14 protein-coding genes are annotated in these 14,940 nt (G+C 63.4%); 8 read left to right on the top strand and 6 right to left on the bottom strand.

Translation table 11 applies throughout. From position 1 onward, the window contains the following. Window positions 1-15: 15 nt before the first annotated feature. Both ACH2DW_RS06845 and ACH2DW_RS06840 read right to left on the bottom strand, forming a co-directional pair. On the bottom strand, window positions 16-1,224 hold the full coding sequence (locus tag ACH2DW_RS06845) for a zinc-binding dehydrogenase (protein ID WP_394928981.1): 1,209 nt from the start codon (window positions 1,222-1,224) through the stop codon (window positions 16-18). Further along, window positions 1,221-3,575 (bottom strand): HAD-IB family hydrolase, encoded by a 2,355-nt coding sequence (locus ACH2DW_RS06840; RefSeq protein ID WP_394928980.1) that lies wholly within the window; start codon window positions 3,573-3,575, stop codon window positions 1,221-1,223. Before ACH2DW_RS06840 ends, ACH2DW_RS06845 begins: the two co-directional genes overlap by 4 nt. 144 nt (window positions 3,576-3,719) lie before the next feature. On the opposite strand from ACH2DW_RS06840, the gene ACH2DW_RS06835 reads away from it, so the two are divergent. Continuing rightward, window positions 3,720-4,316: a TetR/AcrR family transcriptional regulator gene (locus ACH2DW_RS06835; protein ID WP_394928979.1), complete on the top strand. Its 597-nt coding sequence runs from the start codon at window positions 3,720-3,722 to the stop codon at window positions 4,314-4,316. A 138-nt stretch (window positions 4,317-4,454) separates the two neighbouring features. Here the strand turns inward: ACH2DW_RS06835 and ACH2DW_RS06830 are convergent, their stop codons facing one another. After that, entirely contained in the window at window positions 4,455-5,573 is a 1,119-nt protein-coding gene (locus ACH2DW_RS06830) for a D-alanine--D-alanine ligase family protein (RefSeq protein ID WP_394928978.1), read from the bottom strand. A 45-nt stretch (window positions 5,574-5,618) separates the two neighbouring features. Between ACH2DW_RS06830 and murF the strand changes: the two genes are divergently transcribed. Continuing rightward, a complete protein-coding gene (murF, locus tag ACH2DW_RS06825) occupies window positions 5,619-6,914 on the top strand; it encodes a UDP-N-acetylmuramoyl-tripeptide--D-alanyl-D-alanine ligase (protein ID WP_394928977.1) in 1,296 nt (431 codons plus the stop codon). A 42-nt stretch (window positions 6,915-6,956) separates the two neighbouring features. On the opposite strand, the gene ACH2DW_RS06820 is transcribed toward murF, so the two are convergent. The 3 genes from ACH2DW_RS06820 to ACH2DW_RS06810 are packed head-to-tail and all read right to left on the bottom strand — an operon-like array spanning window position 6,957 to window position 11,282. Further along, entirely contained in the window at window positions 6,957-8,273 is a 1,317-nt protein-coding gene (locus ACH2DW_RS06820) for an MFS transporter (RefSeq protein WP_394929011.1), read from the bottom strand. Between the two features lie 11 nt (window positions 8,274-8,284). Then, window positions 8,285-9,448: an epoxide hydrolase family protein gene (locus tag ACH2DW_RS06815; RefSeq protein ID WP_394928976.1), complete on the bottom strand. Its 1,164-nt coding sequence runs from the start codon at window positions 9,446-9,448 to the stop codon at window positions 8,285-8,287. A gap of 34 nt (window positions 9,449-9,482) precedes the next feature. Beyond that, window positions 9,483-11,282 carry an aryl-sulfate sulfotransferase gene (locus tag ACH2DW_RS06810; protein WP_394928975.1) on the bottom strand — a complete coding sequence of 600 codons (1,800 nt, stop codon included), beginning with the start codon at window positions 11,280-11,282 and terminating at the stop codon, window positions 9,483-9,485. A 75-nt stretch (window positions 11,283-11,357) separates the two neighbouring features. Between ACH2DW_RS06810 and ACH2DW_RS06805 the strand changes: the two genes are divergently transcribed. The 6 genes from ACH2DW_RS06805 (at window position 11,358) to paaC (ending at window position 14,888) form a co-directional block, all read left to right on the top strand. Beyond that, entirely contained in the window at window positions 11,358-11,765 is a 408-nt protein-coding gene (locus ACH2DW_RS06805) for a hotdog fold thioesterase (protein ID WP_394928974.1), read from the top strand. After that, entirely contained in the window at window positions 11,758-12,300 is a 543-nt protein-coding gene (locus ACH2DW_RS06800; protein ID WP_394928973.1) for a MarR family winged helix-turn-helix transcriptional regulator, read from the top strand. The genes ACH2DW_RS06805 and ACH2DW_RS06800 overlap by 8 nt, the downstream gene beginning before the upstream one ends. A 69-nt stretch (window positions 12,301-12,369) precedes the next feature. Next, window positions 12,370-13,314, top strand: coding sequence for a 1,2-phenylacetyl-CoA epoxidase subunit PaaA (gene paaA / locus ACH2DW_RS06795; RefSeq protein ID WP_394928972.1), 945 nt, complete (start codon window positions 12,370-12,372; stop codon window positions 13,312-13,314). Next, a complete protein-coding gene (locus ACH2DW_RS06790; RefSeq protein WP_394928971.1) occupies window positions 13,311-13,820 on the top strand; it encodes an iron-sulfur cluster assembly protein in 510 nt (169 codons plus the stop codon). Before paaA ends, ACH2DW_RS06790 begins: the two co-directional genes overlap by 4 nt. A 28-nt stretch (window positions 13,821-13,848) precedes the next feature. Then, window positions 13,849-14,127, top strand: coding sequence for a hypothetical protein (locus ACH2DW_RS06785; RefSeq protein ID WP_394928970.1), 279 nt, complete (start codon window positions 13,849-13,851; stop codon window positions 14,125-14,127). Beyond that, window positions 14,124-14,888 carry a 1,2-phenylacetyl-CoA epoxidase subunit PaaC gene (paaC, locus tag ACH2DW_RS06780; protein WP_394928969.1) on the top strand — a complete coding sequence of 255 codons (765 nt, stop codon included), beginning with the start codon at window positions 14,124-14,126 and terminating at the stop codon, window positions 14,886-14,888. The genes ACH2DW_RS06785 and paaC overlap by 4 nt, the downstream gene beginning before the upstream one ends. Window positions 14,889-14,940: the final 52 nt, after the last annotated feature.

Genomic DNA, 14,940 nt, shown 5'->3' with positions numbered 1-14,940 from the left:
AATCGGCGAGCGGCATCATGAGTGCTCCCGCATGTCGAAAGCGATCTTGACAGCGCCGCGGCGACCTGCCGAGGCCGCGTGCGCAATGGCGTCGACGTGATCGGCGAGCGGGTAGGTGGCTGAGAGCAGTCGCTCGGCTTCGAAATGGTTGGCGGTGTCGATGGCCAGGTCGAAGGTCGACGTGGTGCGTCCGTCGGCCAGTGTCTCGGTGCCGTAGGTGTAGGCGCCCTTGAGTTCGGTTTCTCGGTGCCACAGCCCGGTCAGGTCGAGGGTGACATCACCGGGCATCCCGAGGAGAACAACTCGGCCGCGGGGTTTGGTCATGCCCAACGCATCGCTGACCGACGAGTTGGAGCCGACGGCGTCGATGGTGACGTGTGCGCCCGAGGTGAGTTGGCCACCCACCAGCATGCCGCCCACTTCACGGCGGACAGCCCGCTGAAGTTCGCTGCCCGGAACAACGACGTCGGCGCCGAGCGCCTTGGCGTATGCCTGCTGGTGCGGGTAGCGGGCGCCGACAACGACGCGAGCCTCGGGCACGTAGCGCTTGAGTCCAGCGACCGCAGCGAGTCCCATCGTGCCAGCGCCGAGCACGGCGACCACCGGATTCTCGACGCCGATCATCGACGGTCGAGCCAGGAGCGCAGCGTGAATGCCACCAGCGAGCGGTTCGACGAGCACAGCCCGCTCGTCGGGCATGTCGTCGTCGATGTGATGCAGCTGAGATTCGTGCGCCCAGAACCAGGGAGCCCATCCGCCGCCCGTCGAACAGCAGAAGCCGGTCTGGATTCCGGGGGCGAGCGCTCCGCCGTGTGCGTCCATGGCGAGATGGGCGTAGTCGTCGCCGTCAGCGGGTGCTGCGCCGTCGAATGGCAGCGGGAGTCCGCGGGCCGCATGGCCGAGCACCGGCTCCAGAATGACTCGCTTGCCCGAGTCGAGGTCGCCGACCACCTCGTGGCCCGGGACGAATGGAAAGCTCACCCAGTCCTCGAAGTACGTCGAGGCATGACCCTCAACCAACGCAATGTCGGATCCGCAGATGCCGGCGAGCCGGGTGCGAACGCGATGCCAACCTGCAGCGTTGGCGCCCCCTGGGCACTCCGGGTCGTCAATGGTACGCATCTCGAGCGGGCCCATCTTGGCGGCTATCACGGGCGACATTGCCGAGGCAATACGGGCCATGCCCAGCATGGCGATGTTGCGTCGGACTTGGAGCGCTCTCATGAGACGAATGCCTTCCGCTCGCGCTCACTCAACAGTTTGCCGATGGGGAGCAGTGGTTGCGGTGATCCGGAAGCCTTGCTCCAGTTCTCGACCAACCAGCCCCGCTTGCGGGCAATGGCGGCGAGCCGCGTTTCGGGGTTGACCGCGACCGGGAAACCGACTGCTTCGAAGAGCGGCAAGTCTGATGATGAGTCCGCATATGCAACGCACTCGTCGAGGTCGAGGCCCTCCTGATCGCAGTAGTCGGCGAGCAGCTGCGCCCTGGCTTCGCCAGTCGGCGGGACCACCGGCATCTCGCCGGTGTAGGTCCCGTCGGGTTTGACGGTCATTTCTGCTGCGAAGATCTCGTCGAACAACGGCCGCAGTCCTTCCACATTGAAGCTGAGCGCGCCGGTGATCAGCACCGTGCGATGGCCAGCGGCGCGGTGCTCGCGTACCCGCCGGAGTCCGTCGGGGAAGCTCTTGGCCATGATCAGTTGCGTCATCATCTCGCGGGCGTCTGCCTCGACCTGAGCAACCGGAGCATTCTCGTAACGGCGATAGAAGTGACGTAGGAAGTCGGTGCGGTCTTGTCGATCGATTTTGATCAGATTCGGTGCTTCGAGCAGCGTGCGCAAGACGTAGCGGAACCGCTCCGGAGTGTCGAGCCGGCGTGTGGCCAGCCACGAATAACTCTCGACCACGTTCGAGGCGATCAGGGTGTTTTCAAGATCGAACGCCGCCACCTGACGCTTCGGATCGAGGACTTGCTGGCGCATGCGCCCCATGCGATCGGTGCTCTTCGACTTGCCCGGTGTCGACTTGACGCGAGCGTGCTGGACGATCGACGGGAGATGGATGCGGTTGACGTAGTGGTCCCAGTCGACCACCCGCGGGTCGAAGTTGAAGTCGCGCTGGTCGTCGGCGTCGAGCGATTCCCACAGACCGAGCAGGTTGTCGACCTGATAGATCGCCTCGCATTCGGTGTACAGGCCGTACAGCTCGACGTACTCCAGTGCCCGCTCGATGTCCTGACGCTTGGATTCCAGTTCGGCGGCGAAGTTGGCCTGTTTGCCACGCAGCGGTAGCGCTTGCAATGCCTTCTCAGCGGTGGTCAGTGTCTTCTGGGCGCGCGTGAGTTGCTTCTGCACTCGACCGCGGCCGGGGAACCGCCACTCGGGCACGATGATCGGCTGGCCGTCCTTGTCATACAGCGGATTTGCTGTGAAGAACGCAGTGGTCCAATCGACCATTGCCCGATATCGGAGCGGGTTGACGCCACCGGAGGCCACCTGACTGATCGCCGGTGCCCGCTCGGGGCCGGCGCCTGCGACGCCGATGATTGCTGCAACGACGATGTCGACGGGAATCACGTCGACGGTGCCCTCGGGGACGCCCGGGAACTCCTTGAGCAGTCCACCGGCGAAGGAGATGATGACCGGCTCGGCCATGCGAAACCCGCGGATCCAACCCGGGTTCGGTTCTGCCCACGCCGACTCGATGATCGACGGCCGCACGATCGAGACCGGCACGGGGCCCTTCACCTCGGTCAAGGCCTGCTCGCCGAGGGCTTTGGTGTAGGCGTAGGCGTCTGGCCAACCGAGGCTTGCAGCGCGCGACCGGCCGGCATCGACGAGTTCGGCACGCACCCAGCGTTCGCGAAGCTGTTCGGTCTTTGCGGCGAGGGCGGGAGCGCCAGCAGCGCCGAGTTCTCCACGCGCCTCCTTGCGGAAGCGTTCAAGATTGTCGCGAGTGCGACTGATTGCTTCGGTATCGCCTTTGAGCCGACGGGCGGAGGCCACCTCGTTACGCCAGTCGAGACCGATGTCCCAGGGGCCCTCGCTGACGAGTTCTTCGGGGGCGCGGCCGCGACGGTTGCCGGCGACGTAGCACGTCGACACGGCCACGATGTGGGGCGTGATCTCAAGTTGGTTACACAGCTCGGCGATGCGGACCGGGCCGAGCAGGTTGATTTCCACTGCGGAGTTGAGTGGTGAGTCGAATGACACGGCTGCTGCTGAGTGGATGACGGTGCTGCAGCTTGCAAAGATCGCCCGGTCGGTGTCGTTCAGGTCAAGGCCATCGCGGCTGACGTCGCCGGCGATGGTGGTGATTCGCCGGTCGGTCATCTCGGCAAACGTCTCGGTTGCATCGGGCGCGCCATGGGATTCGCGCAGCCGATCGAAGGCGTTGTTTTTCAGAATTTCTTTCTGTGTCCGCTTGGCCGCAGGTGTTCGCTTGCCGTCGCGGACGAGCAGGACCAGCTCGCAGTCCGGGACCGAGCGAAGCATGCGCTCGACGAGTGCTGTGCCCACGAAACCGGTGGACCCGGTGATGGCAATTCGTTTGCCTGCAAGGGATTCAGCAATCACGGGTGCAGTTCTAGCATGATTCTCTACCAATTGGTAGAGAGAGCTGCCAAGATGATGTGATGCGCGATGGCGACACGGGTGGCGAGGGTGATGACAACAGCGATCCAGAGTGGGATCGAGAGTGGAATGAGAACTGGGACGCCGATGCCTGACCGAACCACTCGGGAGCGCATTCTCGACGCAGCGCTCGACCTGTTCGGCGCACGCGGCGTTGATGCCGTGTCGCTTGACGAGATCGCTCGTCATGTCGGTGTCCGCAAGCAGACCGTTCTCTACTGGTTCGACTCCAAGGAGGTGCTCGTGGACGCGGTGTTGGAGAAGGTTGCTGCGGAACTGGTCGTCGTCATCGACGCCGCAGTCCGCGCTGCGCCAGATGACCCGCTGGATCGTGTTGACGCAGTGGTGCGTGCGGTCTTCCGCCCCGCAGTTCGTCGTCCGGCTCTTCTCGGCCTGGTGCGCGAAGTCAGCCGGCTCAATCAGTCGCAGGCCGATCGCCTGGCAGCGCACATCTCACCGCTTGTCGAGCGTGCCGTCCACTATCTGGCAGCGGAGATGGAGACCGGCCGTCTCCGCACAGGAGACCCTCGATTGATCGCAGCGTTGAGCTACGCAACGGTGACCGGCATCGCAACGGAACCCGAAGCGCTCCGCACTGTCGGGTGGGTCGCTGATCAGGCTGGCCTTCGTGCGTTGCGCGATGAGCTGCGCGCGTTCCTCCGTGCTGCCCTCACCCCATCCTGACCGAACCCCATCCTGACCGAAAACCTGACCGAAAAATGTGGGATGAGCGTCGCCGCGCGACGTTCTTCCCCCATATTTCGGGTGGATCGGGTGGATCGGTGGGTCTGGGCAGACTTGGCTGCGGCGGTGTGCGGTGCTTTAGTGCGCAGTGTTGCGCCGGCGTCGCGAGTGGCGTTCCAGTGCAAGATCGACGAGTCGGTCGATGATCTCTGGGTAGCTCACTCCGTCGGCGATCCACATCTTCGGGAACATCGAGATCGGGGTGAAACCCGGCATCGTGTTGACCTCGTTGAGCAGAAAGCCACGTCCAGGTTTGCCGTTGATCTCGGTGGCAGGATCTTCCCAGAAGAAGTCGACTCGCGACAGACCTTCGCACCGCAAGGCCCGGTACGTCTCGATTGCGAGCTCTTTCGCCGTGGCGAGGGCGTCGTCTCCAATCGGGGCAGGAATGACCGCATATGACCCGTCGGCCAGGTACTTGTCTTCGTAGCTGTAGAAGTCATCGCCTGGCACGATCTCGCCCGGCGTCGCTGCCGTGGGCTGGTGATTGCCGAGCACGGCGACTTCGATTTCCTTACCGACTACGGCTTCTTCGACGACGACCACTTCGTCGTAACTGAGGGCGACGTCGATCGCAGTGTTGAGCTCATCGACGCTCGACGCTTTCGAGACGCCGACCGATGAGCCCATGTTTGCCGGCTTCACGAACACGGGGAGCCCAAGGTCATCGACGATTGTGGTCGCGAGCGACGGCGTCATCTCGTGTTCGGCGAATGCCCGGTACCGAGCCTGGGGGATGCCCGCGGCAGCGACGACCTGCTTGGCCATGGCTTTGTCCATTGCGACCGCAGAACCAAGGACGCCGGTGCCGACGTAGGGCAGGTTGGCGAGTTCGAGGAGTCCTTGGATCGTTCCGTCCTCACCCATCGGGCCGTGGAGGAGCGGCATGACGACCGTGGTTGAGGGCTCGGCTGAGGCGGCGGAAAGGATCGGCGTCGGTGATACGTCAGACCCCGTCGGGTCGAGTTGTGCTGGCAATCTGCCCCCACCTGAAGCCAGCGCAGCAACCGCCTGGTCGGCAATCGCCCACTGTCCGTCGGTCGAAATTCCGATCGGGGTGATGCGGTACTTGGCCGGATCCGCCGCGGCCAACACATGGGCGGCGGTGGTGCACGAGACGTCATGTTCGGCGCTTTCGCCACCGAAGACGACGATCAGGTGGATCCGTTCGTCCGTGTCGATCGGGGTGCCACTCATCGTCCTCCACCAATCGTCATAGTGCGAACGGTACCGTCGACGCCCGTGAGGATTCTGGCATCAGCAGCAGCAACCGGCATCGGTGGACGACTGGTCGGGCCCGATGTCGAGTTCGACGGCGCATCGTTTGACTCGCGCTTGGTGCGACCGGGCCAGTTGTTCGTGCCGATTGTGGCTCATCGGAACGGCCACGAGTACATCGAAACCGCCCGGTCAGCCGGAGCGGTCGTGCATCTCACGAGCCAGCCGGGGCAGGCTGCGGAGGGGGCCACCTCGATTGAAGTTGCTGACACCGCCGCCGCGCTGATGGCGCTTGCGGCGTGGGCTCGCGGTCAATCGGTCGGCAAGGTCGTCGGTGTCACCGGCAGCGTTGGTAAGACATCGACCAAGGACCTGATTGCCGCCGCGTGCGCATCTGAGCTTCGGACAGCGGCCAACGAACGCAGCTTCAACAACGAGCAGGGGTTGCCGATCACGGTGCTGAATGCGCCCGATGACACCGAGGTCCTCGTGTTGGAGATGGGGATGCGCGGCTTTGGCGAGATCACGAGACTCTGCGACGTCGCCCGACCGGACATCGGCGTGGTCACCGCCGTTGGCCACTCTCACACCGAACGAGTCGGTGGCATCGAGGGTGTCGCGAAGGCGAAGAAGGAGCTGGTCGAGGCGCTGGACGCGTCGGGTACAGCGATCCTCAACGCCGATGATGAGCGCGTGCTGGCGATGGCTCGGCACACGGACGCCACTGTTCTCACGTATGGCGCTGCGGGCGATGTGCGGGTCAGCGGCCTCGCACTTGATGCGCTGGCCCGCCCTCGATTCTGCGTCGACACCCCGTGGGGAAACGCCGACGTCGAACTGGCGACGAGCGGCGCGCACATGGCATCAAATGCCGCAGCCGCAATCGCTGTTGCCGGGTCCGTCGGCGTGTCGCTTGACGCTGCAGTCGAGGCATTGGCGACAGCGTCGATCTCGGGCATGCGGATGGAAGTGTCGACGGCGCCGTCCGGAGCCACGGTCATCAACGATGCCTACAACGCCAACCCGACATCAATGGTCGCGGCGCTCGAAGCCCTGGCAGCGATGGAGGCAGATCGTCGTATCGCCATCCTCGGCCTCATGGGGGAACTGGACGATGACGTCGAGGGCCATCGTGAAGTTGCGCGCATCGCTGAGACGCTTGGTGTTCAGGTCGTCGCCACCGGAACGGATTTTTACGGCGTCCGACCGACCGACGATCCGGTCGCGCTCATCGGCAAATTCCAAGCGGGCGATGTGGTGCTGGTCAAGGCCAGCCGGTCGGCCGGCCTCGAGCGCATCGTTGACCAACTGCTCAGCTGAGTCAGCCCGAGTTACTTTGGGGTCGGACCCATCCGTCACTCGTTAGATAAGGCGGCTGGCGTTGACCGGTGTGTATTTCTCTCCGCCTTCGCTCTCGGGCAAGAACGCGTTGCGCTGCAAGTGGCGCAGATCGACCCAGTACGCAAGGAAGATCGCAAACGCGGCGCCAAAGCCGAGCACGGCACGAGCGCCGACCCACTCGATGACCACGCCGAAGAACAGGTTGCCGATCGGCACGGTGCCACCGAAGACCATGAACCAGAGTGGCATCACGGCGGCCCGCTCGGTGTTCTTCAGATTCAGCTGCAGCTCAGTGGTGATCGCTGTGGCGGTCATGAAGTACGCGAACCCAAGCAGAAAGCCTACGGGGTACGGCAGGAACGAGTCGCGGAGCTGCGAGAAGACGGCGAGGACAACAGCGAAGCCGGTGAACCCCCGAACGATCAGTGTGTGGCGGCGCACGTCGGCCAGCCAGGTACCGACCGAGATGGCACCGAAGAAGGCACCGAGCCCCCACGTTGCGTACAGCGCCCGGTATTGGTTGCCGAGCGCGTCGAATCCGAAGTTGAGCTCGGCGATCGACGGGAACAGTCCGACGAACGGCAAGCTGAACAGTGAGAACAGGAACATGCCGAGAAGGAGTCGGGAGAGCACCTGTCGCTCGCGGACGATGTGGAAGCCGGTCAGCAAACGACGCCAGCCGACTTCAGTGAATGTGCCTCGGACGTCGGGCATCCGCACGATGAGTAACGCAACGATGAAGAAGACGTAGGTCGCCGCATTCACGGTGAAGATTTGCGCGGTGCTCATGCCGGTCGCGGCGAGTACAGCAGCGAGGACCGGTCCCATCACTCGGCTGCCGTTGATCATCGCAGAGTTCAGACTGATGGCTCCGGGCAAGTCCTGACGGTGCACGAGGAGGGGCATACTCGCCTGGAAGGCCGGCGCATTCAACGCGTTGGCGATGCCGATTGCGAGTTGTGTTCCGAAGATCGCGACCAGCGCTGCGTCCTGTGCCACGAAGAAGGCAAGACACAGCGTGAGTACAGCGGAGATCGACTGCATCGTGAGCTGCAACTTCTGCTTCGACACCTTGTCGGCGAGCACTCCGGCGGGAATCGACAAGATGAGGAGCGGCCCGAGCTGCATGAAAATCGCGACGCCGACGAACGCTGGTCGGTCGGTGCGGTCTTGGATATAGGCGGGCAGAGTGAAGTTCTGCATCCACGTGCCGATCTGCGACAGCGCCAAACCGACGAAGATGATGCGGAACGAGCGGTACGACCACGCAGCCTTGGCGCTGCCGGGTACACGGCCGTGCTGAGGGGGTTTCGGGTCGGTGTAGTCGAACGCAGTCAGAAGGTCCGACGTTAGCGAGCCGCTCGATGAAAGGGTCGGAACATCATTCTGATCTCTTTGACATAGGTCTCTGGCACCTCGAACGCTGCAAAATGACCGCCACGGTCATACTCGGCCCAGTGGACGATGTTGGTGTAGCCATCCTCCACCCACTCCCGCACCGGCGGGGCGATCTCCTCGGGGAAGACCGCGAAGCCGGTCGGAATGTCGACGGTATGGCGGGTGCCTTTGCCGAAGCTCTCCCAGTACAACCGGCCGGAGGAGGCGGCGTTGCCATTGATCCAATACAGCATGATGTTGTCGAGGAGTTCGTCGCGTGTGAGGACATCTTCAGGGTGGCCACCGCGTTCGGAGTCGCGGGTGTCAGTCCACGCCCAGAACTTCTCGAGGATCCAGGCAGCCTGTCCGGCAGGTGAATCGACGAGGCCGTAACCGACGGTTTGGGGCCGTGTCGCCTGCTGCTTTGAATAGCCCGAGTCCCAGTCTCGGTAGTACTGCAGGTGCTCGAGCGTCCGTTTGGCTGCATCGCTCAGTTCGCCGTCGAGCTTCGGGCGCGCACCCATGGCGAGGGTGACGTGGATCGCAGCGCAGTGTTCGGTATCGAGCGCGCCGAGCGCCGTCGTCACGCCGGATCCCCAGTCGCCGCCTTGCGCGACGTAGCGGTGGTACCCGAGGCGCGCCATGAGTTCGGCGAAGGTGGTCGCGATCTTGTCGACGCCCCAGCCGGTGACCGTCGGCTTGCCGGAGAACCCGTACCCGGGCAGCGAGGGCGCAATGACGTGGAACGCATCCGCTGCATCGCCACCGTGGTTCGTCGGGTCGGTGAGTGGTTCGATCACCTTGTGGAACTCGACAATCGAGCCTGGCCATCCGTGCGTGAGCAGCAGGGGAGTTGCATCGGGATGCGGTGATCGTTGGTGAATGAAGTGGATATCGAGGTGGTCGATGGTGGTGACGAACTGATCGAACCGGTTGAGCTCAGCCTCGCGGGCTCGCCAGTTGTACTGCTCGGCCCAGTAGCCGCAGACGTCCTGCACATAGGTGAGCGGCGTGCCCTGCGACCAATCGTCGACCAACTCGCGTTCGGGCCAACGCGTGTTGCGCAGCCGTGATCGGAGATCGTCGAGGATCTCGTTACTGACGTTGATCGTGAAGGGTCGGATGTCAGTGCTCATCGCGTCACCGTAGGGCGAGCGACCTTGGGGTCGATCAGCCGAGCGGTGCCCACTCTGGACCGATATAGAACGAGTCGATGCGTTCAGCGCGGTAGGTGGCGACGAACTGCCCAGGCGCACCAGCGTCGAACTGCCACACGATGTCACCGCCGGAGGGGCCGTCGGGAACGACCTCGATGATGCGGGTGTGGAGGAAACTCGTGGGATTCATGAAGTCGGCCCCGCCGTGTGTGATCAGGACGTTGCCGTTGCTGACGCGGTCGGCGTCGCCGATGAACGCAGCGAAGAGTGGTTCACCGTCGACATCGTCGGTACGGTGCTCCCACAGCTGAGTGACCTGCCAGTCGGCCGGGACGTCGCTGCGATCGTCCACGTCGTACAACACGGCCCGACTGTAAGGCGGGTTCTCGGGGTCGGCCGGGTCAGTGCCAGGGCGGCCGTTGCCATTGTCGTAGAGCAGGATTGAACCGTCGTCTTGGACCTCGACGGCGTGCTGGTAGCGGGGGCCGTCGCCCGTGAGGGGCAATGTTCCGTTGTCGCCGAACGTCCAGAGAAGTTCGGTCTGCGGTCCGAGGTCCTCGCCATGCTGCATCGCGATGACTTGACTGGTGTGACGAGCGGAGAAGATGACCGCATCGCGGTCAGGGTCGTAGACCACTGCATTCGCATGTGTCCAGTCGCGGGCTCCGTCGACGGCGAAGAAGGCATTACACATCTCTTCGCCTGGCACGTCGTCGATATCGATGACGTCCCACAGGTCCCACGTGCGCAGGATCTCTCCTTCGGGGGTGAACTCGACAGCGACGTCGCTGAGCGCGTTGAACGGCAGATCGTCGCCGGGGCAGATGGCGGCTCGTTGTTCGTCGGTCAGGTCATGCGATGTTGCCGAGAGCGCGAGGTAGTTGCCGTCGACTGTTCGTTGAGCCTCGTGATGGATGAGGTTGAAATCTTCGGAGATCAGTGGAATTGGGTCAACGGCGTTGAGGTTTGTTCCACCGGGGATTGAGTCCGGAGCGTCGTCGAGAGTTGTCTCCACATCGGCCGCGGTCTCAGCGTCGACCGGCACGATCCATTCGCCGATTTCGTTGCCGAGCATGTCGAACTCGCGGATGCCATTCGGCCAGTAGATCGAGCTGAAGGTGCCGTCGACTGTCTGCTCAACCGCGCCAATAACCGGTCCATTTTGGTAGTACCAGACGATCTCGCCCTCGTTGTCGACGGCAATGAGGTACTGGAACTGGTCGAACGGACGGGCCGGTGTTGCGCTCGCAGGGTCGAGCAGTTCCTGTATCTCGATGATCGTGTAGCCGGCGGACGCGCGTGATAGGTCGGACTCGAACTCGTAGGGCACGAACCGATCAGGAACCGACCCCGTGGTGAACTCGGCATCCAGGACATCAAAGTCGGTACCGTCGGCAGTGGAGAGCGCGGCGGAGATCTCGTAGGTGCGGTCGCTCCGCATGCCGACGAGTGGGATCGAGACGGTGTCGATGGCCTGAGCGGTTGGCGGGAGCTCGACTGCATGGTCGCCCGACACGGCGGTGATGGTGATGATTGCGGGCTGACCAAGCTCGAAGTCGAGCTGTGCGCTCAGGGTGTTGTTCGCGTTGTCGAGCACGGTCAGCGTGTTGCGAGCCGATTCGTCGGTCAGGTCTGTCGGAGGTTCGGTCGCCGGTGCAGCTTCGGTGCTCGGAATGACCGTAGGAGCGGCTGTTTCGGGCGCAGAGTCGGCCGGCGCAGCGCCATCGGAGTCGGACGTGCACGCGGCGAGGCAACCGAGCACCCCGAGGAGGAGTGGGATTCGGACCACGTGTCGTCGAGGCTTGGTGAGCACCCACCAATTCTGGCCGGTGGACGGCCGAGTTGCACACCTCTTCTCGGATCACTGGCGAAAGTAGGGTTCGTTGTCATGACCGATGCCTCAGCAGCGATGCACAAGCGTGACCATGTTGCCAAGGAGCTGGGCATTGAGATCACGCATGCCGAAGTCGGGTTGGCGGTGGTCTCGATGACCGTGGAGGAACGCATGACCAATGGTCTTGGTGTGTGTCATGGTGGGCTGCTCTTCACGCTGGCCGACACCGCGATGGCGCATGCTTCGAATGCTGGCAACGAGCGGACGCTGTCGACGACGGCATCGATTGAGTGGATCTCGACCGCACGTATTGGCGATCACTTGGTGGCGACGTCACGCGCTGTTGCTCAACGCGGCCGCAACACGGTGCACGACATCACGGTGACAAACGGCAATGGCGACACAGTCGCACTGGTGCGCGGCCAGACACTCACACTCGGTGGGCCGGTGCTCGATGCCTGACGAATTCGAACAGCGCGCGACGGAGCGTGTCGCCGAGCTCGGCGACGGTGTCGGGGGTGGCTCCAGTGGGGAGATCGATCTCGAGAGCTTCGCGGCGTCGTTCGACTTGTTTCGGTTGGCCACGCGGACGATTGGAGACTTCGACACCGAGGTGCATCGACCGCTGGGGTTGTCGATGGCGGGTTTCCGGGTGCTGTTTACGGTGTGGGTCTTTGGTTCGTTGGAGGTGCGTGACATTGCTCGACTTTCCGGCGTGTCGCGTGCTGCAGTTTCGGGAGTGGTGACGACGTTGGAGCGCGAGCAGTTGGCGCTGCGTCAACGAGATCAGGCTGATGGTCGCCTCGCCAGCGTGACGGTGACCGATGCCGGTGTCGAGAAGCTGCGCCTGGCCTACGGTGGCCAGCATCGTCGCGAGCGACAACTGTTCGGCGTGCTTGATGAGGCGGAGTTGCATGCCTTCACCGCGACGCTGCGCAAGCTGCTTCGAGTGCGCCTGGACGATGACGCCGGGCAGCTCAATCCGGAAGATCGTTAAGGGCTTGACGATCACCGAGAATCCTCTACACTGAGCCGGACACGACATCGGTTCGAGGGGGACTGTTGCATGCACACACTCGCTGACCCACCAACTCGACGCGGCCGATCGTGGTCGGACCTTGATGACTTCCAAGCGTTCATCGACCGCGGCGGCATGGTCGAGCCGGGCGATGACATGCCGACGGAATATCGCGATGAGGTGTTCCGTTTCATCGAGTTCCATGCGAACTCGGAGTTGATGGGTGGGCTCACCGAACGAGATTGGATCCCGCACGCACCTGGGCTACGCCTGAAGCAGATCTTCCTGGCCAAGACGCAGGACGAGATCGGACACGCGCACCTGCTCTACATGGTGGCGGCTGACATGGGCGTCAAAACGCGAACTGAGATGCTTGAACAGCTCTTCGATGGTCGCTCACGATTCCACAATGTGTTTCACTACCAAGCGGTCACGTGGGCCGATCAGGTGGCGATTGCCTTCCTCGTCGATGCCGCAGCCTTCGCCAGCCAGCGGGCGGTCTTCGCTGAGTGCACGTACGGCCCGTACAAGCGTGTTCTCAAACGCATCGTCGCCGAGGAGGGCTTCCACATGCGTCACGGTGAGGAGATGCTGCTGCGCCTTGCCACTGGGACGCCGACGCAACATGAAATGTTCCAGGCCGCGCTCGACCGCTGGTGGTGGCCCGCCGTGCAGTTGTTCGGTCCCGACTCGCCTCCGGGTGACGCTGACCCGCTGATCCGCTGGAAGATCAAGTCGCAGCGCAACGAAGATCTCCGTCAGGCATACGTTCAAAAGTACGTGCCGTTGCTGCATGGCTATGGGTTCAAGGTTCCTGACTCCGAGCTGCGTCAGGATGCCGAAGGCGTGTGGCGGGCTGGAACGATTGACTGGGAACCACTGAAGGCCACGATGCGCCAGGGCGGCCCGGATTCGAAGCGGCGCATCGCGACCGCCGCCGCAAACTGGGCAGACACCGCCTGGGTGCGCGATGCACTCGAGGTGAGCCAGTGACCGCCACCGCCACCTTCGCAGCGAGCGGGCTCTCTGTCGAGAGTGCCGTGCGCGCCGCGGTCGCCGCGGTCAATGACCCCGAGTACCCCGACGTGTCGATTCTCGACCTTGGGCTGCTCGAATCGCTGCGCGTCGAATTCGTGACAGAGCATGGCGCTGAAGGTGCGGTTGCGCATGTCGGCTTGATCCCGACGTTCAGCGGTTGCCCAGCGCTGAAGATGATCGCGGACGACGTTCAGCAATCGGTTGAGTCGCTCGAGTGCATCGATCGCTGTGTCGTCTCATGGCTCGCCGGTCCGGTGTGGGACAGCAGCCGGCTGAGCGCTCCGGCGCAATCACGACTTGCCGAGGAGTACACCGTCGTGCTCCGGCGCAAAGACGGAAGCTTGCTGTGCCCGGTCTGTGGATCGGACGCGGTTGTAGACCAGGCGATGGCGGGGCCGACTCGGTGCCGCTCCGTGGCATGGTGTCCGTCGTGTCGGAACCCGGTCGAGGTGATGCGATGAGCGTCTCGACAACGCACGGGGCGCGGCGATGAAGACGTACGAGGTGTTTCTCAAGAAGGCAGGGCGCGATGAGTTCCGTCATGCCGGGTCGCTCGAAGCTCCCGACCCTGAGATGGCGGTGATGTACGCCAGCGAAACGCACGCTCGACGTGCTGAAGGCGCCGAGATGTGGCTCGTCGAACGTGGCAATGTGCTGGTTGCCGATCCTGCGATCCTTGCGGTCAACGACGACAAACCGCACCGTCACAACGATGGAGCGCGAGTCGCAGCGCGCCGCAAGGAACGACGCGAAGGAGACGAGACATGAGCCTCAAGGCCGCAGAGCGCGCACACCTGTTGGCGCTCGCTGACGACGAGCACATGGTGGGCGCTCGACACACCAACTGGATTGGCCTCGGCCCCTTCCTCGAAGAAGACCTCGCGTTCTGCTCGATCGCGCAAGACGAACTCGGTCATGCAATCGGTCTCTACGAGATCCTTCTCGCGGATGACCCAGACCGTGACAGTGCTGATCTCGACGGATTTGCGATGCTGCGCGACGCCGCTGACTACCGGAGCTGTTGGCTCGCCGAAGTCGACTGCAGTGACTGGAACGACTCGCTGGTCCGTCACTGGATGTACGACCGGGCCGAGTCGCTGCGGTGGGGAGCATTGTCCGATTGCTCCGACGAGCGGGTGGCCGCGCTGGCCAACCGGGCGCTTCGTGAGGAGACGTTCCATCTCGACCACGCCGAGCGCTTCATGGGCCGTGTTGCGGGCGCCGATGTGACTGGCAAGATCGCCGCGTCGATCAACCGGCTGCTGCCGATTGCTCGCGGGCTCTGGGACGAACTCGCTGAGGGTGATCCGGTGGCGACGGGCTTCGCGTCCCGGTCTGTTGCCGAGCTGGCTGCTGAGTGGGAAACGCTGATCGCTGATGACCTCAACAAATGGGGCGTCGACATCATCCTTCCCGACGGGAATGTGTCGACCGGTCAGGCGCATCGGTCGATACGCAGTGACGGTTTCGATGCGTTTCACGCAGATCTGCAGCGTGTGATTCTGCTCGACACATCCGCCGTGTGGTAGCCGCGCGTCCGCCCCTGAATCCCGCGAAATTTCAATCCACTACCAATACAGG

The organism is uncultured Ilumatobacter sp., from assembly GCF_963980585.1.
In the GTDB taxonomy this organism is placed as follows: Bacteria; Actinomycetota; Acidimicrobiia; order Acidimicrobiales; family Ilumatobacteraceae; genus Ilumatobacter_A.
The sequence above is the reverse complement of the archived record's forward strand: the minus strand, read 5'-3'. Positions and strand labels throughout refer to the sequence as shown.

Excerpts from the sequence above, each read along its gene's own strand:
- ACH2DW_RS06805 (WP_394928974.1), top strand. The coding sequence starts at position 11,358 with ATGACCGATGCCTCAGCAGCGATGCACAAGCGTGACCATGTTGCCAAG.
- ACH2DW_RS06845 (WP_394928981.1), bottom strand. The coding sequence starts at position 1,224 with ATGAGAGCGCTCCAAGTCCGACGCAACATCGCCATGCTGGGCATGGCC.
- paaA (WP_394928972.1), top strand. The coding sequence starts at position 12,370 with ATGCACACACTCGCTGACCCACCAACTCGACGCGGCCGATCGTGGTCG.
- paaC (WP_394928969.1), top strand. The coding sequence starts at position 14,124 with ATGAGCCTCAAGGCCGCAGAGCGCGCACACCTGTTGGCGCTCGCTGAC.
- ACH2DW_RS06830 (WP_394928978.1), bottom strand. The coding sequence starts at position 5,573 with ATGAGTGGCACCCCGATCGACACGGACGAACGGATCCACCTGATCGTC.
- ACH2DW_RS06785 (WP_394928970.1), top strand. The coding sequence starts at position 13,849 with ATGAAGACGTACGAGGTGTTTCTCAAGAAGGCAGGGCGCGATGAGTTC.
- ACH2DW_RS06800 (WP_394928973.1), top strand. The coding sequence starts at position 11,758 with ATGCCTGACGAATTCGAACAGCGCGCGACGGAGCGTGTCGCCGAGCTC.
- ACH2DW_RS06815 (WP_394928976.1), bottom strand. The coding sequence starts at position 9,448 with ATGAGCACTGACATCCGACCCTTCACGATCAACGTCAGTAACGAGATC.
- ACH2DW_RS06835 (WP_394928979.1), top strand. The coding sequence starts at position 3,720 with ATGCCTGACCGAACCACTCGGGAGCGCATTCTCGACGCAGCGCTCGAC.